The sequence below is a fragment of the Paenibacillus sp. FSL H8-0079 genome (assembly GCF_037991315.1).
Classification (GTDB): Bacteria; Bacillota; Bacilli; order Paenibacillales; family Paenibacillaceae; genus Paenibacillus.
This window is the reverse complement of sequence record NZ_CP150300.1, coordinates 3313417-3333253: the sequence shown is the minus strand read 5'-3', so window position 1 is coordinate 3333253 and position 19837 is coordinate 3313417. Positions and strand designations below refer to the sequence as shown.

18 protein-coding genes are annotated in these 19837 nt (G+C 44.2%); 3 read left to right on the top strand and 15 right to left on the bottom strand.

Translation table 11 applies throughout. The features are described from left to right. The first annotated feature begins 48 nt into the window (after positions 1-48). Positions 49-507: a CBO0543 family protein gene (locus tag MHI06_RS14890; RefSeq protein ID WP_340402012.1), complete on the top strand. Its 459-nt coding sequence runs from the start codon at positions 49-51 to the stop codon at positions 505-507. 299 nt (positions 508-806) lie between these two features. Here the strand turns inward: MHI06_RS14890 and MHI06_RS14885 are convergent, their stop codons facing one another. Continuing rightward, positions 807-1988: an adenosylhomocysteinase gene (locus MHI06_RS14885; RefSeq protein ID WP_340402011.1), complete on the bottom strand. Its 1182-nt coding sequence runs from the start codon at positions 1986-1988 to the stop codon at positions 807-809. A gap of 181 nt (positions 1989-2169) precedes the next feature. On the opposite strand from MHI06_RS14885, the gene MHI06_RS14880 reads away from it, so the two are divergent. Then, a complete protein-coding gene (locus tag MHI06_RS14880) occupies positions 2170-2841 on the top strand; it encodes a Crp/Fnr family transcriptional regulator (protein WP_340402010.1) in 672 nt (223 codons plus the stop codon). Between the two features lie 158 nt (positions 2842-2999). Here MHI06_RS14880 and MHI06_RS14875 read toward each other — a convergent pair whose 3' ends face one another. The 12 genes from MHI06_RS14875 to MHI06_RS14820 all read right to left on the bottom strand — a co-directional run bounded on the left by MHI06_RS14875 (position 3000) and on the right by MHI06_RS14820 (position 16172). Beyond that, positions 3000-3965, bottom strand: coding sequence for a sensor domain-containing diguanylate cyclase (locus MHI06_RS14875; protein ID WP_340402009.1), 966 nt, complete (start codon positions 3963-3965; stop codon positions 3000-3002). Next, the gene (locus MHI06_RS14870; protein WP_169479423.1) at positions 3958-4593 is read right to left on the bottom strand and encodes a chemotaxis protein CheC; all 636 of its coding nucleotides are present in this window, start codon (positions 4591-4593) and stop codon (positions 3958-3960) included. Before MHI06_RS14870 ends, MHI06_RS14875 begins: the two co-directional genes overlap by 8 nt. Beyond that, positions 4583-4957 carry a response regulator gene (locus MHI06_RS14865; protein ID WP_340402008.1) on the bottom strand — a complete coding sequence of 125 codons (375 nt, stop codon included), beginning with the start codon at positions 4955-4957 and terminating at the stop codon, positions 4583-4585. The genes MHI06_RS14870 and MHI06_RS14865 overlap by 11 nt, the downstream gene beginning before the upstream one ends. Positions 4958-5209: 252 nt before the next feature. Then, positions 5210-6112 carry a carbohydrate ABC transporter permease gene (locus MHI06_RS14860; protein WP_062834432.1) on the bottom strand — a complete coding sequence of 301 codons (903 nt, stop codon included), beginning with the start codon at positions 6110-6112 and terminating at the stop codon, positions 5210-5212. Between the two features lie 12 nt (positions 6113-6124). Continuing rightward, a complete protein-coding gene (locus MHI06_RS14855; RefSeq protein ID WP_340402007.1) occupies positions 6125-7090 on the bottom strand; it encodes an ABC transporter permease subunit in 966 nt (321 codons plus the stop codon). Positions 7091-7202: 112 nt separating this feature from the next. After that, positions 7203-8858, bottom strand: a complete 1656-nt coding sequence (locus MHI06_RS14850; RefSeq protein WP_340402006.1) for an ABC transporter substrate-binding protein — start codon at positions 8856-8858, stop codon at positions 7203-7205. 138 nt (positions 8859-8996) lie between these two features. Continuing rightward, the gene (locus tag MHI06_RS14845) at positions 8997-10538 is read right to left on the bottom strand and encodes a response regulator (RefSeq protein ID WP_340402005.1); all 1542 of its coding nucleotides are present in this window, start codon (positions 10536-10538) and stop codon (positions 8997-8999) included. A 13-nt stretch (positions 10539-10551) separates the two neighbouring features. Continuing rightward, positions 10552-12336, bottom strand: coding sequence for a sensor histidine kinase (locus MHI06_RS14840; RefSeq protein ID WP_340402004.1), 1785 nt, complete (start codon positions 12334-12336; stop codon positions 10552-10554). A gap of 4 nt (positions 12337-12340) precedes the next feature. Then, complete coding sequence (locus MHI06_RS14835) at positions 12341-13453, bottom strand: helix-turn-helix domain-containing protein (RefSeq protein ID WP_340402003.1); 1113 nt, start codon at positions 13451-13453, stop codon at positions 12341-12343. A 261-nt stretch (positions 13454-13714) separates the two neighbouring features. Beyond that, positions 13715-14554, bottom strand: coding sequence for an SUMF1/EgtB/PvdO family nonheme iron enzyme (locus tag MHI06_RS14830; RefSeq protein WP_340402002.1), 840 nt, complete (start codon positions 14552-14554; stop codon positions 13715-13717). 138 nt (positions 14555-14692) lie between these two features. Then, a complete protein-coding gene (locus MHI06_RS14825) occupies positions 14693-15328 on the bottom strand; it encodes a glycoside hydrolase family 11 protein (protein WP_340402001.1) in 636 nt (211 codons plus the stop codon). Between the two features lie 70 nt (positions 15329-15398). Then, positions 15399-16172, bottom strand: a complete 774-nt coding sequence (locus MHI06_RS14820) for an alpha/beta hydrolase-fold protein (protein WP_340402000.1) — start codon at positions 16170-16172, stop codon at positions 15399-15401. A gap of 460 nt (positions 16173-16632) precedes the next feature. Between MHI06_RS14820 and MHI06_RS14815 the strand changes: the two genes are divergently transcribed. Beyond that, the gene (locus tag MHI06_RS14815; protein ID WP_340401999.1) at positions 16633-17775 is read left to right on the top strand and encodes a glycosyl hydrolase family 8; all 1143 of its coding nucleotides are present in this window, start codon (positions 16633-16635) and stop codon (positions 17773-17775) included. An 87-nt stretch (positions 17776-17862) separates the two neighbouring features. On the opposite strand, the gene MHI06_RS14810 is transcribed toward MHI06_RS14815, so the two are convergent. Both MHI06_RS14810 and MHI06_RS14805 read right to left on the bottom strand, forming a co-directional pair. After that, the gene (locus MHI06_RS14810) at positions 17863-19569 is read right to left on the bottom strand and encodes an RICIN domain-containing protein (protein ID WP_340401998.1); all 1707 of its coding nucleotides are present in this window, start codon (positions 19567-19569) and stop codon (positions 17863-17865) included. Beyond that, the gene (locus tag MHI06_RS14805; protein WP_340401997.1) at positions 19566-19784 is read right to left on the bottom strand and encodes a hypothetical protein; all 219 of its coding nucleotides are present in this window, start codon (positions 19782-19784) and stop codon (positions 19566-19568) included. The genes MHI06_RS14810 and MHI06_RS14805 overlap by 4 nt, the downstream gene beginning before the upstream one ends. Positions 19785-19837: the final 53 nt, after the last annotated feature.

The window sequence follows — 19837 nt, the reverse complement described above, 5'->3', positions numbered from 1 at the left end:
AAGGAATTCAGTCAACAATAGTGAAATCATCTACAAGGGAGTGATTTTATGTTGTTGAATGTGATATTGGGCTTTGTGATCCCTATTGTTGTGGGTTGCTGGATATTAAGAAAAAGCCTAAACTTGCTCCTGATTTTTTTTCCATTTGGTGTCGCAACTTCCACCGTATTCAATAATATTGGTTTTAATTACTTTTGGCATCTTGCTCCGGAATTCACGAATCGCTCCTTTGCAGCTCTTCCTTTTGATGTGGGTCTCTTCCCTATGGCTGGATGTCTCATGATATACTTTATTAACAGACATCGAGCACATCCATGGATAGCCGTATTTGTATCAGCTCTCATGTTGACTATTGTTGAGTGGATCGCCAAAGAGTACGGAAAAGTGTGGTATTTTAATGGATGGAATATCTTCTGGTCTTACGTTTCATATCTGATCCCTATGGTGATGGCATACCTATACAGTTCAATTTTCTTCAAAGTGTTCAAAACACGTAACCCTTCATAAAGTTTGCATTCTCAGCCAGCATAAGCAAATCAATATGCTCAATAGGGTTCCATATTAGATATATTTGTTAAGGGGGACGATATGTTTTTCTCCTTATTTAATAAAATCCAAAAAAGCCGCTAATTTAGCGGCTCTCAATTGGGCCATACTCTGGTCTCTCTCAATATTGTGCTACCAACACTAATCCTATGGTTTAATATTAGCTTGCTTCCCATCAGGAGCCACCGACTTATCGCTCGTCTTCACACCCCTGCGCTTCATAGTAAAACAACACCAAAAATAAAATTAACATACTAACTCTATTGAATAGAGTTCATAAATAACTTACCAACTTGACTATCAATATCTTTCGGGACGGGTTGCAACCCATGTTGCAGTGATTCCGCATTCGTAATAATGCGATAGGCAGAATAGGATATCAGTGCAAATCCCATGTCCATAATCTCAATGGGATTACCGTCAGCTCCTGCCAAATTAAGAGGGTTTGCATGATGAAGCAAATAGATACTTTTCTCTGCAAACGTGATTCGTTCGATACCTTCTTTCACGACTTCAACGGATTGAGAAGCTTGCTTGATTTCTTCCACATTGATTTCAAAACCGTAGTGCCCTGAGTTTGCAAGAATAACTTTTTCTTTGAAGTAAGGGATATGCTGCTCGGTTATGACATTAAAAGATCCAGTTGCCGTAATGATCACATCCGCTTCGGGGATTAATTCGTGCAGTTCCCCAACCCAATGCCCGTCTGTTTTTGCATTTAAGAGATTAACAGGATTCATGTCATAGACTAACGTAATCGCACCTAATCCCCGGAACTTTTTAGCAATGCCGCTACCGCAATATCCGTATCCCACAACAAGAACCTTTTTCCCTCCAACGAGAAGACTGGTTGTGCGCATGAAACCATCTACAACAGACTGTCCAACACCCAGCGCGTTCTCAAAAGTCTGCTTCAAGGGCGAGTCATCAATCACGATAACGGGATAATCAGGCTGTACCCCACTCTTCTCAATCAGCAACCTTCCTGTACGTGTCTCTTCGTTTGCACCAATTGGGTTCCAATCAGGTTTCAGTTCATCGTGAGCAAGAATCAGGCTTGCACCATTGTCGAGGAAGAGATCGATTTTATGTTCCATGACCATCTGTAGGTAACGTTTGTGATCGTCATAACGATCTCCTTCTTTCGCTAAAACCGTGACATTAGGTAGTGATGCCAGGTATGCTGCGGTATCCTTCTTCGTTGTTCCAAGACACCCGACCAAATAGATATGTGCAGCCCCACTCGCTAGAAGACCCTCTACCCAGAATCCCGTTTTGGGCTCAATATGCATACTGATCGCGATAGTCATTCCTTTAAGGACTTGCTGCTCTTGAAACAATTGATTCACTTCTGTGATCAAAGGCATTCTCTCTCTAAACCACTGCATTCTCACTAACCCCGCACTAGCCAAACTTTGATCATCAATAATACTGTTCATCATAAGTTCCCCCTATGTACCAATCCGTTGTTTTATAATTCGAGGTAAGTATAATATTTAAAAAGGACTGTCAATAAGGACAAATGTCCGCCTTTTGGAGAGTACATCAAATAATTACTTTGTGTATGATGATCGGGAGAAAATGGTTGATCTAAAATAGTTAGTAAAGGAGTCCTCACGTGTTATGCCCATAAAAGTCAACCCTGATATCACAGCAGCGGTCCTCAAAGCAAATTTACAGGAAATCATTACCGATGAAGCTTTGACCAATCTGCAAGTGAAAATGTATAAGAAAAACGAGACGGTTGTCGTCTCAGGCAACGAATTGCAGTACTTTTATATCGTAATTGAAGGCAGGGTTGCCATTCACAATTATTCTGATCAAGGAAACGTAGCCGTTGTCGATTATGTAGAAAAAAATGGAGTGTTGGGTGACTTGGAATTTTTTCAACAATGCAATTATCTTCATACTGCTGTCGCTGTTGTACCGTCAACCATTCTACTGATCCCTTTGCAGATTGTACATTCGCATTTGACCAAATCAGTCACTTTTTTATCGCATATGTGTACGGTTCTCACGGATAAACTCATGAAGTCTTCAATAAAAAATGCAAGGTCATTGTTATATCCTGCAAAAAATAAGCTGTGTAAATATATTCTGCAAACCTCGGAGAAATTTGAATCAGCAACGATTCCTTTTGTCATGAAAGATATTTCAAGCATGATGGGAATCTCCGATCGACATATTAGAAGATTGTTAAGCGATTTGGCCCAGGAGCAGATCATCATTAAGGAAAATAGAACAATAAAGGTGTTGGATATGGAGCAGTTACATCGATATTCAACCGATTTCTAAAAATAAATGATTCAAATCTTATATAAAAAACGCCTGCCCTTCCAAATATGAAGTAACCAGGCGTTCACCGTTTAGGAGAAAACGTATTTTTCCTTATGTTAATTGTATAGACAAATAAAGTTGCTATGCAGCAACTTTAAGAAATGACATATTTATGTTTATTCATCACTTTCTGGTTCAAAGATTCCGTATCCGTTCTTTCCGTTCTTCTTAATCTTGTACATGGCTCGATCCGCATGTCTCAAAAGTTCGGAAGGTTCCTGTCCATGCTTTGGAAAAAGGCTTATGCCAATACTGATCGAAAGGTTGATATAATTTCCGGCAATCTTGAAATGGGTGCTGAATGCCGCTTCCAATTGTTTGGCGATGATTTCAGCATCGTGATCTTCCTTCAGGTGGCTTAATATGATGAATTCATCCCCGCCAAGACGTGCCACAGTGTCTGTCGTTGGAATCGTTTCGCTTAATCGCTTGGCCATCTCCAGCAACACTTGATCACCAACATCGTGTCCATATGTATCATTCACTTGCTTGAATCCGTCAGCATCCACAAACATGACAGCAAGTTTGCTATCACTTCTTTGAGCATTGCTGATGGCCCATGCAAGACGGTCATTATAAGCAAGACGATTAGGCAGACCGGTAAGTGGATCATGCAGGGACATATGCTTGCTGATCTTCTCGGAAATTTTGATTTTGGTGTACTCGGTCTCAAGCTCCTTAATCAGGTTTTTAAGTTTATATACCCGGGTGTTCATGTTTGTCATATCAGTAATCTGAATTAGGGCATAACAGCGATCTTCCTGATAAAGCGGTTCAACATGCATATTTTGTCTGATTAAATGTTCATCCTCGCCTTCATTAGGGAGAATAAACGCTTTATGTAAAGCGCTTGAGCAAAATCTGCTCTGACCATGATACAGCGCATTTTGCAAAATATTCAGGTAAACATTGGACTTAAAGCGTGGACACACTTCAAGCAGATTCTGGCCAACGACTTCTTCCCTACTCTTGCCAGTAAGGCGTTCCAACCAGCCATTCCACACCACAACTTTCAGGTGTCTATCGACAATCATAATTCCCATATTAGCTTTGTTCAAAGCTTGGGATACGAGATTACCCATGGTCTGCCTCCAGCAAAGCGTCCATTTTGGCCAACAGGCTCGATATGGAGTTCATACTTAGCGCTATAACAATAATGCCTGTCACATCGGTATCGGCAAGTAAAAACGATGTGTGCAGCACCAGCACATACACTTCATTCTGCAACAGTATTTGTTGATCTGAATTGGTAACATAGATTAGCTCAATATCAGGCAGTACATATTCCAGTTTGATCTCCAGGAAATTTCCGAATTCTCCAATAATGGCATTAAGCAGCACATTACTAACTTCTTTTAGCACGTCCAGATCGGTATCCATCAAGCTCGGATCATCCGGTATAATGGTCTCACCCAGTTCTCCAAGGCAGATATTGGCCAACACTTTAGCCTGCTCAACAGGAAACATCAGAAATGCTTTTCCCTGAAATTCGTAGCCAAACTGTAAAGACGACCTGAACAGGTGACCTTCACTGAAGAAAATGTTGTATCTTCGATCTCCAGGATCAACATCTGATATAGAGATCAGTTCCACTTCCGGAATATTCAAAACGATACGTTTGTCTACAATCTCTGACAACATGTTAGCCGCTTGTCCCACGTAAACGTTCACAAGTTCGGTAAGCAGATCCTTCTGCATATCATTCAGCATAATAGGCCGTCCGAATCATTTGAATTAATGTAGTTGCTTTTTCCGCTGTTAACGGTTTATTCAAAAATCCGGAGATCCCCAGATTCTCTACTTCATCCCGAGTCGTCTTCTGAATATCTGCAGATAAGATAATAATCTTGACTTTGTTATCCGTTTCCCGGATCATTCGCAGCATTTCTTGTCCGTTCAAGCCAGGCATCAGCAGGTCTGTCGTTATAAAATCAGGTCGGAACTCCTGAAATAGGTTATATCCTTGCTCTCCATTGCTAGCAATCTGAATCTCGCATTCTGGAATATGATCAACAATCAGCTTTCGAAGCAATTTCTGTACGAATATGGAGTCTTCCACAATTAATACTTTCATTTTCTCTTCAATCTCCTCAATAAAATGGTAAGAGTTCGGGATTGTCAGGCGCTTTTCACAGTTCTTGAGAGACTGACTGGTGAATCAATTAAAATATAAATTATAGTAAGTTTAAATTAATTGTCAACAACATTATTGAATAGATTAGATTCGTGTACAATGGATATGGCATGCTCTACAGCTTGAAAAACATAAAAAAAACGGTCACCATCGTGACCGTTTTTGATCAGTTATTTGCAACTGCCTCTAAGTTTACTCTTTTACCCCGCCAAGCTGCAAGCCATGAACAAAATACTTTTGTAAAAATGGATATACGACCAAGATTGGCAATGCAGCTACAATCGTAATCGCAGCCCGGATAGATACGGGTGTGACCATGTTACGCGCAGCGCCGAGATCTGCACCATTGGCAACAGCTGCACTACTGTTGGAGTTCATGGAAGAAGAAAGTAATTTCATCAACTCATATTGCAGCGTGCTCAGATTTTGCTTGGAAGATGCATACAGAAACGTATCAAACCAAGAGTTCCATTGACCGACTGCAATAAACAGTGCAACAGTAGCCAGAACTGGTTGGCACAGCGGTAGAATAATGGATATGAATGTTCTGAAATCTCCAGCACCATCAATTTTGGCTGATTCGATCAGTCCCTCGGGTAGGGTCTGGATATAGGTCCGAATAACAATCATATTGAAGGCACTGATCAGTCCAGGAATAATGTACACCAGGAAGTTGTTTAACAAATGTAAATCTTTCATCAAGAAATACGTTGGAATAAGTCCTGCACTGAAATACATCGTAAGTACAACGAAGATGGTGATTGGTTTACGTAATATATAATCTTTCCGACTTAGTGTGTATGCTAGCATGGAGGTCAGAAACAGACTTAAGACTGTTCCTAAAACCGTTCTCGCCACCGAGATGCCAAAGGCGCTGAAGATGGTCCCTCCTGCAAATACTGCTCTGTAGTTTTGATCTGTCCATACCCGAGGCCACAGATATATCCCACCCCGGATGGTGTCATTACCAGCATTGAACGATACGGCGAGTGTATTCACAAACGGATACAGGGTAACAATCGCGATTGCGATCATCAGTATACCATTTAACGTATGGAAGACAATCGGTTCAAGCCGAGATTTATTGATTCCCATCTCTAGTCCCCCTTATATTAATCGGTCTTCCCCGAGTCGTTTGGAAATTGAATTCGCCGCAAAGATCAGCGTGATACTAACTACTGTTTTGAAGATACCTGCCGCAGTAGCCAAAGAATAGTTCCCGATCTGTAGTCCGTATTTCAGGACAAATATATCTATCGTCTGTGACCAGTCCACAACCACACCATTACCCAACAGATACTGAACTTCGAATCCAGCTTCCAAAATCCAGCCCATATTCATGATCAGCAAGATGATAACAATGGATTTGATTCCGGGTAAGGTCACATACAGCATTTTCTTATATCGGTTCGCACCATCAATCTCTGCCGCTTCATAGAGGGATGGATCGATAGACGTGATGGCCGCCAAATAAATAATGGCATTCCAGCCAACTTCTTTCCATACATGGGATGCGCCTACAATGCCCCAGAAGTATTCCGGAACGCTAAGCCACATGATAGGTTCTTGAATGATATGCAGCTTCATGAGCACCACATTGACAATCCCGCCGTCTACAGACAAGGAGCTTGCCACGATGCCTGTCACAATGATCCATGAGAGAAAGTGAGGCAAATACGATATCGTTTGAATGGTTCGTTTATATAACTTATGTTTGATCTCATTAAGTAAAATGGCAAATATAATTGCTGTCGCAAATCCGAGCACCATATTGATGACGCTCATCGCAATGGTATTACGAAGCACGTTAAGAAATGCATCGTCTGTTAGCAAAAACTTAAAGTGTTTGAGCCCGACCCATTCCTGCTGCGTGAAACTCTTCGCAGGACTGTAATTCTGAAAGGCCATAACCCAGCCCCAAATGGGATAATACGAGAATACGAGAATGTACGCAACGATGGGCAATGACATGAACATGAGTTGTCTTTGTCCACGCATTCGTTTTAACAGTGGTGCTTTGGGAACGACTGTACGGGTGGTTTGCTCTGGTATGGCTCCAGGCGTGTTCGCCATCTTTCACTCCTCCTATTGGCTTGCAGCGACTTTAAGCATGATGTCCTCGGAAGGCACTCGCCTGAGTAATCCTTTGGTTGATACCTTCCGAGAGAATCATTGCCGCATTTTTTTATTTAACAGACCAGTTCTCGATTCTCCATTTCAATTGTTCATTTATTCGATCTTCATACGATTTCACATTAATCTTCTTGTAAGCGTCTACATATTCGGTCCAAATGTTATCAAACTCATCCGGTTTTGACATGATCGCTTTAGGCAAGAATTTCAAGGAAGTGTCTGTCATTTGCTTGTTCGCTACCGCAGCATCAGAGCCTTCTTTCAGATCGACCTGCCATGCTGGATAGTACACCGGATTCTCTGGTGCAGGAGAGAAGAAGTCACTCCATGTTTTGAAGCCGTATGCGTCCAGAAGTTCTTTATCTTCCGGTTTGAGGTTGTCATAGAATTCCTCAGGTTGGTTGATCGCTCCAATCGCATTGCCATCTTCAAATGTTCCTTCCAGCTTCGGTGCCGCAGCATAGAAACCTTCTGCTTTGTTAACCAGTCTCCATGCCGGATCTTCCTGCTCTGTCCGTTGCTCTGGGGTACGATAGAATCTTCCCTCTTCATTTACCTGATAATCTACACCCTCTTCACCCCATGACAGGAGCTTCTGGTACTTCTCGTCCATAAGCTTATCGAGGAATTTGATGAGTGCGACAGGGTCTTCGGCATCTTTACTGATACCAAAACCATTGTTCAAGTTAATGACCGGACGATCCAGATAATGATCTGTGATACTTGTATCATAGACAAGCGGGAAGCCTACGTATGTCTGGCCAATTTTCCCCTGTGCTACGAGTGGGTCTTCGCCGGCTTGGAAATTCCAGTGCTGGTCGAACATACTAAGCACACGTCCTGATGAGATTTTGGCCAAGTATTGATCGTAGTTCTGAACAAAAGCTTCTTTATCCAGCAATCCATCATTATACAATGTGTTCAGTTCCTTATAATACCGTTTGGAGATGTCCTTGTCGGCAAAGACACTCGCCACTCCATTCTCGTCTACAACTACACCGCCATCATTGGGATGGCCCGTAAGATGCTCTGGTGGATTAAGCAATGGGAACGTCCGCCAGTCAGAAGCCAGTGTAGTAAAGCCAATCGTCGGTTGACCATCAATAGTCGGATTCTTCGCTGCGTAGTCACGGATCAACTGTGTGAATTCATCCAGCGTTTTAGGAGTCGGATACCCGGCATCCTTCAGTACGGACTTCTGAATCCAGAAGGCAGGGCCAGAATAGTAGTTACTAATGAACTCTCCTGTGTACACACCATAGTTAGGCAACCAGTAAATATGTCCGTCACTGGAGTCTTTCATCCGGTTCCAATCTTTACCGAAATGCTTTTTCAGATTGGGTGCGTGCTCCTCGATCAGATCTTCCAGCGGAATGACCGCTCCGGCTGAGACCAATTTGGTGTCTGCTGTGATCAAGTCAGGGAAATCACCCCCGGCAATCATAACGCCGAGCTTCTGTTGAAGATCACCTACCAGAAACTCCATCTCAAGATTGACGCCGAGTTCATCCTGGATCTTCTTGTAGATTCGGTTATCTTTAGCTGGCGCCTGATTTGGCGTTCCGATAAAGGCCGAGATGTTCAATACCTCTTTACCATCCGGTGTAGTCGCTTTCTCATTGTCACCACTGCATCCTGCCAGTGCCAAACTTAAAGCCAGAACGAGTGATACGGAACCCCAAAGCTTCTTTTTCTTCAGTCCCCCCATGTACTTGCCCTCCTTGGAAGTGGTATGTCTTACTGTTTTTAGTATGAATAAATGTATGCGGTTACAAAATATATACATTTAAGGTCCTCCCCCCTTTAATTGCAGGTCTTATTCAAGGGGGTTCTTTTCTTGCGCAGATCACGTCGCGAATTTTTGCCTGTATTCCAAAGGTTTCATGGCTGTTCGTTTTTCAAAGTGTCTGAGAAAATGTTGGTAACTGCGATACCCTACCTGTTCTGCAATCGCACTCGATGTCTGATTCGTCTCCTGAAGCAGACGCCTCGCTTCTTCCATTCGCAGGTCATGCACCACCTCTATTACGCCCTTGCCGTACTTGCGCAAGAAGGATTGACCTAAGTGGACCGGATTCATGTAGAATCGTTCTGCGAGCTCCTGGATCGTAAAGGTATCCCTGTAATTCATCTGCACATATTCAGCTACCTTGGCCTGAATGCCCCCAACTTGCCTCTCACGGAGAATAAACAGTTCCGATTTGCACTGCAAACAGAAATGTTCCAGATTGCTAGCAACCTCTTCTATATTCCGATGGCTCTTCTCCAGAATGCGGCTCGCTGATTCGTTCATCAGTACATTAGGCTCTCCTCCCAATTCCTTACATAGGGATAGTCCGCGGAACATAATGTGTGTGCAGAAAATATGTACAATCTCTGGCGCAGCCTTCATCTGCAGTAACAGTTCAAAGACATCACGAATGGATCTTGAGAGTTCATCTACTGATCCGTTCTCAAGCAGATCGGTAATACGATCAACCTCTGACATGGTTTCCGGATCAAACTGCCACTTCTGCAGCTCGATATCTTCGGCAAACAAAAGACACTCTTGATTAAAAAACAAATAACGCCCAACTTCCTGTGCGGAGTAAAAGGATTCAGACAAATGTTCCAGATTGCTGACCGTTAATCCGGCAGCGATATGAATATCTTCGCAGCCGTTATTTTGCAAGTTGATTAATAAGCGCTGGGTAAAAGCTTTAATTGCTTCAGATCTCCCGGTTCTGTTAGGAGCCTCCTCCCCCCATACAAGTCCTAATGAGTCTCTTGTTTTGTCTATTACATAACAACAGGTTGTTCCTTCAGCCGTTTGTTCCGCAACTGAACAGGCCTCCTGAATATCTCCCTGTAAAGTAACCCGCAGATAAGTCCAATGGGACTTATTTAAATGAGGAACGATCTCAGAGATCTCCTGCTCCGATATATTTTGTTTATCCCTGATCAGTGTGGACATAAATGCTTTGATCTTTTGCACCTTTGCATGTTCCCGAATACGCTCCTTCTTTTCACGTTCCTGCAACTGTAGACGGAGGCGTTCCAACATCTCCTCTGCTTCTGTACTGTCAACCGGCTTGGTTAAATAGTTGGAAACACCTAATCGAATAGCTTGTCTGGCATAATTAAAGTCACTGTATCCACTCGTGATGACAAACAGCACGGATTCATGTTCCAAACGTCGTGCTTCTTCGACCAGCTCCAGCCCATTCATGACAGGCATACGAATATCTGTCACCACGAGATCAGGTCGGTCTTGTTGCATCATGTGGATGGCTTCCTCCCCGTTGGCACATACACCTCTGATCTCAAAACCATGCTTTTCCCAGTTGATCAGAAGCTGTAACCCTTCAATGGCATACGGTTCATCATCGACTAACAGCACTTTATACATGAGAGTTTACCTCCTATTTCTTCTGTTGCAGTCTGGAGATCGGGATGCGGTATCCCGCGATGGTCTCTTTACCCGGTACACTGCTTAGATCGAAGATCGCATTCCCTTCATAAAAGAGTTCCAATCGACGATATACATTTCGAAGTCCTACATGCTCGCCATTTCCGGGTCTTTCAGAACGAATATCTCTCAGGAGCTCGCTTAGTCTCACCGCATCCATACCGATTCCATTATCGATCACCTGAATAACCAACTCAGAAGCGTTTTGTCTCGCCGTCACCTTGATCTGTCTTCCATCTTTGCGCGCTTGCAATCCGTGTTTGCATGCATTTTCGACAAGAGGTTGAATACTCATGCGGGGAATGAGCAACGAAGCTGCATCAGGATCAACCTCGAAGGTGTAATCAAACAGTTCTCCAAAGCGAAACTTCTCAATCTGGAGGTACAGGTTCGTAAATTGAAGCTCTTCTTGCAACGGAATCAGATTGTCAGAATGACTGAGCAGTTGTCTCATCAGCTTGGACAGACTTTTAATAATCTCAATGACTTCCGTGTATCCATTCTTCGTACTAACGACCAGCAGCGCATTCAATGTGTTAAACAAGAAATGCGGATTCATCTGACTTTGGAGCATGGACAATTCGGTCCTCACCTGATCCAGTTCCAAATCTTTTTGACGGATTTCCAGTTTATACACATCATTGATTAGCGTATGGATTTTACCAATCATGATGTTGAACGTACGAATAAGTCCGCCAATTTCGTCGCGGCCCTCCTGAATTTCAATCAGGTCGAAACGTTCATTGCGAACCTTCTCCATATGTCTGGAGAGCTTGCGTATCCGGTAGTGGTAGGAACGCAAAATAATGTAGATTAACACAGACGGAACCACGATGCTTATGGCGAGTAACCCCAGAATTGAATTACGGGCTTCTTGCAGCAAATGGTCAAGGTGACGCGTATCGGCAACTCCAATCAACTTCCAGCCCTTCAGGTAGGCTAGATTACCCAACGATTTTTCGAGTGCATAAGCAGAATTTCCACTTGCCTTGGTTATCGAATCGTCGTCAATAGTTTGGGACAAGTCGGAGTCACCGAACTCTCCGCTTGAAACGACAGTACGATTGTTGCTGTCCACCAGGCGCAGCTGAAGACTGTCTGATTCACGATTTAAAATGCTATATATCCGGCTAACTTCCAGATCAATCTTGGAATACTTCGCATAATTCGCATACGAGGTATAGGTATCCATTTTGCCAATCACACTGATCCTTCTTCCGGCGTTAAATCCGGATGGTTCAATATAGTCCACGACCAGAATGCCGCCGCTGGTAGATTTCAGCTGTTTTAATCCGGGAAGAATATTCTTGTCATTCATCACGATATAATGGCTGCCGGTCTGAATGGTATCGTTCTTGGTATAGATGCGCACCTCCAAAATATTGGCCGACATATAACGTGTTAATTTATCTCGCAGAAATGCATGGTACTCGTTGTAATAATCCACAGGGGAACGATAAGTTCGATCAAGTAGCTCATAGAGTGAATCGTCTGCTGCGATGATTCGGCTCAGAGCTACGCTCTCATCAATCATGCCCAGCAGTTCCCCGGCAGCCCTGTCGATAGATTTTCGCAGATTTTCCTGTTCTCGAATCTTGATGTCAGCAGAGGTTCGTTGATAGAAGAAGATATTAATCGTTATTACCGGAAGGAGGATGCTAAGTACATAAATAAGCAGAAATTTGGATCGGAGAGGAATATCATTAACGTTACGGAACATCCAGAATTTATGGCGCATGTGATCACCCTTGGTTTTTGTTTTTATAGACGGATGGAAGCTCCCCCGTATGCGCTCTGAATTTTTGAGTAAAATACTCGGCATCATGATACCCTAGCTTGAATGCAATGTCAGTGATTTTCATGTTGGTACGTCGCAGAAGTTTACGTGCCTCCTCAACTCGAAGCTGGTGCACATAGTCGCTGAAACTGACTCCCATCTCCCGCTTGAACTGCTGGCCCAGATAGGCAGAATTAACATGAATGCGATTAGCCACATCTTGCAATTTAATTTTACTTCGGTAATGTTGCTTCAGTTCATAGACTGCTTCCGCAACAAGGCCCCCTGTACCCAACTTTTTCAGATCAGAATGGGATAGTTGCTCAGATATCCGAACACACAGCTTTTGCAATGTGCCGGAAGACCAACTTGCAGTCTCATGCCATTCCTTCTCGCATAATATTTCTCTGCAATCCTCCCTTTTGCCATATTTTCGTAGCAGCTCGCCATGGATATATCGGATGACATGGTGTATCCATTCCAATGAAACCTCTGCGTTCTCAGTCATCAGCAGCAATTTACTCACGGCATTATCAATCGGTTCTGTGTCCCCCGCTTCAATTAATGTCAATATGTCTTTAGAAATATTCATCATTTGCTCTAAATCATATTCTTCGCTTATGCGTCGTTCATCAAGATGATCTACATGAGCATCATCTGTAAACATGACTTCATCCTGCTGTTTAAGCTCTTCTCTACGTTTGTCCAGAGGGTCAATCATTTCCATAAGAATTTGATGAATTTCCTCGGGGACAAGAGGTTTAAGCACATATTGATCGACCTGATACCGTATGGCTTGCTTGGCATAATTGAAATCGGAGTATCCTGTAACAATAACAATTTTCGAAGTGTAGGCGAGATCCTCTCGCAAGGTATGGATCAAACCCAGACCATCCATAACAGGCATTTGAATATCAGTGACCACAAGATCCGGTCCAACAGCATTGAATAAAGAAAGTGCTTCTTCTCCATCCGTTGCTGTTCCACAGAGTTCATACCCACAAGCTTGCCAGTCGATCATGGTTCTCCATCCTTCTAGCATAAACGGTTCATCATCCGCGACAATAACCTTGTACATTACCTCACCTGCCATTTCTCCGTGATCAGTTACATGAAACTCGTCTACATGGAATAGTAGATTCCAGTCGTTCTCGAACACGCTAAACAGCAGAACAACAGCAGGATTGTTGTCTGCTCGCCCAACTCGAAGAACCCAACGTTCATCATATGCAATTCAAGTGTAACGCTTACAATTGCACACAACAACCTGAGAAAGTATAGGTTTTTACCCGATGAAGTATAGGTTGAACTGTGGGCTGACCCCTTTCGGAAAAGAAGGTTATTCTCCACGCACGATTCGAAATCCTTGATCAGGACCATAACCATTCGCATCAAATTTACCTCGGAATGAGATTTCATTGTTATTGACGCCGCCAATCCAGCCACCGCCTTTTACTACTCGCCAGGAATGATCTGCACGCTCTGAATCACTGTACCAGTCCCAGCACCATTCTCTCACGTTTCCAGACATATCATAGATTCCTAACTCATTTGGCTTCTGGGTACCGACCTTTTGGGTTTGATTACGATTGCTCTCAATAGCGGGCCAGCTCCAGTCACCAGTCAGTACGTTGTCACCAGCATTTTTCCAGTACCAAGCCACTTCATCGGGATTATTACTTCCACTGTAGGTGTAATCTAAGCTCTTTTGACCTCCGCTTGCAGCGTACTCCCATTCTGCTTCTGTTGGTAAACGGTAGCCGTTAGCATCCTCATTAATCGTTACATTCCATTTTATATTGTCATTTTCATTGTGATTATTCGTGTCCTGATTGTCTTTGTCTATATTGTAATAAGGTTTCAGGTTCTCTTTGATGCTCTTTTGATTACAGTATTCCACGGCGTCATACCAGCTCACCATCTCAACGGGCAGGTCATCTCCCTTGAAGCCAGATGGGTTCTCCCCCATGACCTCCGTCCATTCTTGTTGAGTCACTTCGTATTTGCCAACATAGAAGGAATCCAGAGCTTCATCTCGTTCAATTTGACTAGATGTACTGCTCTTCAAGGCCCCTCCTTCGACGAATACCATATCATCATTTAATTCAGAGTTACTGGCTGAACAGGCACTTAGACTAACAACTATGGCGATTAACGTTAACCATACCAGCTTTCTCATTCAACTATCCTCCTTTGCTAAGCTTGAGTCCAGGAATGTCGAGGGCCGTTAGTTTGGTGAATAGCGGTCCTCAACGCTTCCGGAATACATTAATTCCAACTGCCAATGCAGACGTTCATCTGCATCACATCGTCATTTTTACCAAACAGTCACGTTTGCGCTTCCGCTGCTCTGATAACCTTCCGTTGCCATCACCTGATAGGACCAGCTGTTGCCTAAGTACATCCCTTTGCTCGCCCAAGCATTCACATGATTGCTGAACGTAATGGTAGAGTTGACTCCGATTGGTTTCTTGGACTGTCTAACACTCCAATACTGAGGGAAAGTCTGCGTACCATCAATGGAAGGTGCATTGTATCTCATCGTCCTATAGATGTCGTATGTGCCGCCATCACTAGTCATAGAGCCCTTGTACGTTCCGGTTGGACGATACGTTCCCCAGCTATCCACCACGTAGTATTCAATTAGAGCGTTTCTTGTCCAGCCATAGAAGGTCAGGTATCCGTTACCCGATGGAGAGAATACACCTGCATTGTAATTGACTACCCGATTCGGCGTGCCAGATGTCCACCCTTTCCCGACAACAAAGTTACCTACATTCTGCCAATTCACGCTGTAATTTCCGCCCGATCCATTCACGGCGTTGACCGTTCCTCCGCCATCTGTCCAATTTTGCCAATAATCTGTTGCAGCGCTGGATGTTGCTGCGAAGACGCCAAAACTCATGGAAGCTGCAAGAACAACAGTCATTAATTTTTTGCTGAATTTGAACATAGGATGATACCTCCTGATATTTTAATAGATCTGGGTGAAACGCCAACCGATATGAGATTCCCCAGCCGATTCACTTGAAAAGACGTTGCGAGAACAGATACAGATCGTTCTTCCACACGGGCCAGTCATGTCCTCCACTTTCCTCATACCAAATGTGAGGCACTCCGTGTTGGCTCAGATATTGGTGAACTCCGAGACTGATGTTGATGAGATTGTCCTGATCACCGCAAGATAGCCATAACAGCGAGAGAAGTGACGTGGCTTCCGATGGATCGGGAACTAGCACCTCTGGTGTTCTGGTATTTGGAGCTGCGGAAAAAGCACCAACCCAGGCGAAATGGTCGAGATTGCCTAGCCCAATATTCAAGGACTGACCTCCGCCCATAGATAAACCGGCAATCGCCCTTTTGTCCCGGCTTGTGTGCGCAGAATAGTTGGACTCGATGTAAGGTATCAAATCATGAAACAGATCGGATTCAAATCTTTCAAATGCCTGGATTTTCTCAGGATCAAACAGGTCTCCTTCAGCCCGGTCATTAACCATGGCACGACCGTTAGGGAAGACCACAATCATCGGCTCAAGCAAGTTATCGCTGCACAGATTATCCAGAATAATTTGCGGAGATCCATGATTATTCCATTCGGCTTCATCTCCACCAATGCCATGCAACAGGTAGAGTACAGGATACGTATTGGTGGAAGAGTATTGTGGTGGGGTGTACACCATCGCTTTACGCGAATTCCCCACCGTTGTTGAAGGGTAGTCTATAATTTCCATTACTCCGCGCGGTATATTCTCCCGATATTGGTCATATCCCGCTAGTGCTGATGATATCAATATCATTCTCCTTTCTCACCGAACATATCGTTATGAGTGACTATCAACCCTCAGTTAATCTAGATAGCCAAAGCCCAGAATGGTGAAGCATTTATGTTCATGCCCTTCTGCCACTGGATCGCGCGATGTAGTGAATCCCGTGTTTCCACCCGTATCTCCTGAATCTTGGAGCATAACACGCCATCACATCCTTTCCGTTAGATTCTGATCATCCTCGAACAACATGGGAAGGATCACAGCTTGCGTTATGATTAGGTGAGGTATGATCCTTCTCCCAAAGTGTAGCGCTTACATAATTTTACAACAACCTGACAAAGTATAGGATTTTAATCACTATATCATTTCAACTTGAGTAGAATGACACGTAAAATCGAACACCTATAATTCTTCATGTAAACGCTTTAATTTGTATACTATTTCCATGTTATAATTTTTGAAAAACCACATTTGACGAAGGAGGATACCCATGAATATCACGGGTCAGGGTGCCTTGCATACGGGGACCTATACGAATCTGTTTTTGGAATTAGGCTACGATGAGAATGAAATTACCACCAGATTGCAAGACACATGGAACGAGCTGTTTTATGGCAATGAGAATACTCGAATATATTATCCCATGGGTGAGGACAAAGGATATTTGCTGGATACCGGTAATCTCGATATTCGCTCTGAAGGTATGTCTTATGGCATGATGATGGCAGTGCAAATGGACAAAAAAGAAGAATTTGACCGGCTATGGAATTTTTCGAAAACATACATGCAGCATACTGAGGGGCGTTACAAAGATTACTTTGCTTGGCATTGCAAGCCTGACGGAACACGCTTGTCGCAAGGACCTGCGCCGGACGGTGAAGAGTTCTTTGCCATGGCTCTGATATTTGCTTCCAATCGTTGGGGTGATGGAGCAGCGCCATATAATTATGCTGCACAAGCAAGTGCGATCCTTCATGCCTGTGTGCATCAAGGCGAACATGGCGAGGGTGATCCGATGTGGGACCTGGAAACGAAGCTGATCAAATTCATACCCGAGACACCGTTCAGCGATCCCTCCTACCACCTTCCCCATTTTTATGAATTGTTCGCTATATATGCGGATGAAGCTGATCAGAGCTTCTGGACAGAGGCTGCGGCAGCAAGCCGGGCTTACCTGCATGCAGCCTGTCATCCAGTAACAGGACTTTCACCCGAATATGCCAACTTTGTTGGCACACCTGCACCCCTTCAGCCTCATGGTGATTTCAGACATTTCTACAGTGATGCATACCGGGTAGCGGCCAACATTGCGCTGGACTGGGAGTGGTTCCGGAAGGATCGTTGGCAAGTCGAGCAATCGAATCGAATCCAGGCTTTCTTTAGTGACATTGAAGTATCGGATTATCGACGTTATACGATCGAGGGTCAGCCCTTCGATGAGCCCTCCCTTCACCCTATAGGTCTTCTCGCTACCAACGCAATGGCTTCACTCGCTGCAGACGGTCCATATCGCGCCCAATATGTTCACCAGTTCTGGAACACACCTTTGCGACAAGGTGAACGTCGCTATTATGATAACTGCCTGTATTTCTTCAGCCTGCTCGCACTGAGCGGCCGATATCGTATCTACTAACATCAATTCTATATACGAATATTTCTATACGCAAAAACGGACTCCACTCGCAGAACATGCAAATGGGGTCCGTTTTCTATCGTTGATTTAGTTATTGACAGCTATGAACTTCCATTGCTGGTTGGTTGCATTCGTAAAATCGTTTTGTTGCAATTTCGCGCCATCTGTCGTAGAGGACGCTGTTACCTCCACCGCCTTGTTGCTGCTTACATTGATAATGCTCCAATATCCATTGCCCAGATCATTGACTTTGAAGTGCTGTGCAGTGGTATTCAGATTACTCATGAGCTGAACCACTTCACCGTTGTTATTCGTACCGTTCCGAATGTCGATAACTTTGTCTGGCGAGTTCACACTTGTCAAAGTGTAATTCCCACCAGCGAGTTGATTCAACACCCACTTCTGAGGGTTACCGCCCAGATCGCTCCACTGCTGGAGCTGAAGATTATTTTCATTTTGACCACCAGGAACATCAACAACTTTGTTGGAATGCCGGGCTACGATTTTATAAGTTGCACCGGATACAAGACCCGTTGTCGGTCCGCCACCTTGTCCACTGCCCGGATAAGTCTGGGCACGTTCATGGTACCAGTTGAACAGGAATCGTCCCATGGCACTCCGTGAAGCATCTCCATCCCATTTCAGTCCAGCCGTTGGGTCGGCAAAGGAGCTTCGTGGTCCTTCACTTAGAATGAATCCGTTCATATGAGCTGCAATGCTGACATTGCCTGATGCGTTGAAAATCGTTTTGGTATTGGTGCCAAAACCTTCATTGCTACCATTAAACAAGTTCCAATAGGCCGAATCGCCAGGTTTGTTTTTGAACCAGGTTACCTCGGTAATATTAATCGGATATTTGTCAGCAGCTGCCTTCACGTTGGTATTCCACTGGTCTTGCAGGATAGAGAAGTTGTCATATGCGCCATAACCAGGGTACCAGTGAACCGCATATCCATAGTTATTGAGCGGATCAGTCAATGGATGGCTTGCCGTCAAGCTGTAAAATTGGTTGTATCCCAGACCTGCCGCCCAGATGACGTTGTCCGCACCTTTGCTACGAATTGTTGAAATCATGGAATTTTGGAAATTACGCAAGTCATTCCAGTGATCCACAAAGTCATTTTCCCCGTTGTATCCACCCCAATGTCCATTGGCATAGGATTTCACCGGTTCGTTGATCAGTTCGAAGTGAACGTTGTCTGCACTTTTGATCTCCGGGCGTGAAGCGAGATAACCCCAGATTTCGTTGAATTTTTGCAGGTTGGCAGGTGTTGTTGCCTGATCATCCTTCAATGTGAAGTCCAGTCCCAGGACAACATAGACACCTTTTGTTTTGGCATATTGAATGTACGGAATAATTACATTTTGCGTAACGGTCTGCACACCGGCAAAGTTATATGTACCAGCAGCCACATCTCCCATGTCCTGACGATCGATGAACAGACGTACCTGATTCATATTCCAGCCATGATTGCTTCCGTACTTCGCGCTGGTGTCAGCAAAAGTATCGGTAATGTCTTTCAGATAAGCCAGTGTAGCTGCATGACGGTTATTGCCGTGCAGATTGAGATAATAATTGCTGTCCTGATATGTCCAGTAGGCACCTGAGGGTTGATGCCAACCGTTCAGTAGCACAGGCTGGTTGTTGCTGTTCACCAGGTTTTTGCCGTTTACGTGCAGCTTGCCCATAGGCATGCCCACCCATGCTTCGGCACGGCTGCCGCCCCATGGAGCAATTGTGATCAATAAAGCCAGAATGAGTACAAGTTTACAAGATGTCATGAACTTCTTCACTTTAATTCCTCCTGATCTGATATATTGCCTTGCAATAATGCGAGGTAAGCTCCGTCAGAGTATCTCTGATCAAACAGATCGCTCAGGGTCGGCGCCCGCTCCCGCAGCCCGTTCCACACCAGCAGGGGGATCCTGCGCAGGGAAGGATCCCCCTGCTGTGAGCAGACGTTCATGAGATCGTTACATGCCCCCTTTTCACAGATGGAATATTGCATGAAGTTCCTCCTCCCTCTTCCAGTCTGATCCCACTCCAAACGTACAGAAGAAC

Excerpts from the sequence above, each read along its gene's own strand:
- MHI06_RS14855 (WP_340402007.1), bottom strand. The coding sequence starts at position 7,090 with ATGGCGAACACGCCTGGAGCCATACCAGAGCAAACCACCCGTACAGTC.
- MHI06_RS14835 (WP_340402003.1), bottom strand. The coding sequence starts at position 13,453 with ATGTACAAGGTTATTGTCGCGGATGATGAACCGTTTATGCTAGAAGGA.
- MHI06_RS14850 (WP_340402006.1), bottom strand. The coding sequence starts at position 8,858 with ATGGGGGGACTGAAGAAAAAGAAGCTTTGGGGTTCCGTATCACTCGTT.
- MHI06_RS14805 (WP_340401997.1), bottom strand. The coding sequence starts at position 19,784 with ATGCAATATTCCATCTGTGAAAAGGGGGCATGTAACGATCTCATGAAC.
- MHI06_RS14860 (WP_062834432.1), bottom strand. The coding sequence starts at position 6,112 with ATGGGAATCAATAAATCTCGGCTTGAACCGATTGTCTTCCATACGTTA.
- MHI06_RS14825 (WP_340402001.1), bottom strand. The coding sequence starts at position 15,328 with ATGTTCAAATTCAGCAAAAAATTAATGACTGTTGTTCTTGCAGCTTCC.
- MHI06_RS14840 (WP_340402004.1), bottom strand. The coding sequence starts at position 12,336 with ATGCGCCATAAATTCTGGATGTTCCGTAACGTTAATGATATTCCTCTC.
- MHI06_RS14870 (WP_169479423.1), bottom strand. The coding sequence starts at position 4,593 with ATGCTGAATGATATGCAGAAGGATCTGCTTACCGAACTTGTGAACGTT.
- MHI06_RS14880 (WP_340402010.1), top strand. The coding sequence starts at position 2,170 with ATGCCCATAAAAGTCAACCCTGATATCACAGCAGCGGTCCTCAAAGCA.
- MHI06_RS14885 (WP_340402011.1), bottom strand. The coding sequence starts at position 1,988 with ATGATGAACAGTATTATTGATGATCAAAGTTTGGCTAGTGCGGGGTTA.
- MHI06_RS14875 (WP_340402009.1), bottom strand. The coding sequence starts at position 3,965 with ATGGGTAATCTCGTATCCCAAGCTTTGAACAAAGCTAATATGGGAATT.
- MHI06_RS14815 (WP_340401999.1), top strand. The coding sequence starts at position 16,633 with ATGAATATCACGGGTCAGGGTGCCTTGCATACGGGGACCTATACGAAT.
- MHI06_RS14820 (WP_340402000.1), bottom strand. The coding sequence starts at position 16,172 with ATGATATTGATATCATCAGCACTAGCGGGATATGACCAATATCGGGAG.
- MHI06_RS14890 (WP_340402012.1), top strand. The coding sequence starts at position 49 with ATGTTGTTGAATGTGATATTGGGCTTTGTGATCCCTATTGTTGTGGGT.
- MHI06_RS14845 (WP_340402005.1), bottom strand. The coding sequence starts at position 10,538 with ATGTATAAAGTGCTGTTAGTCGATGATGAACCGTATGCCATTGAAGGG.
- MHI06_RS14865 (WP_340402008.1), bottom strand. The coding sequence starts at position 4,957 with ATGAAAGTATTAATTGTGGAAGACTCCATATTCGTACAGAAATTGCTT.
- MHI06_RS14830 (WP_340402002.1), bottom strand. The coding sequence starts at position 14,554 with ATGAGAAAGCTGGTATGGTTAACGTTAATCGCCATAGTTGTTAGTCTA.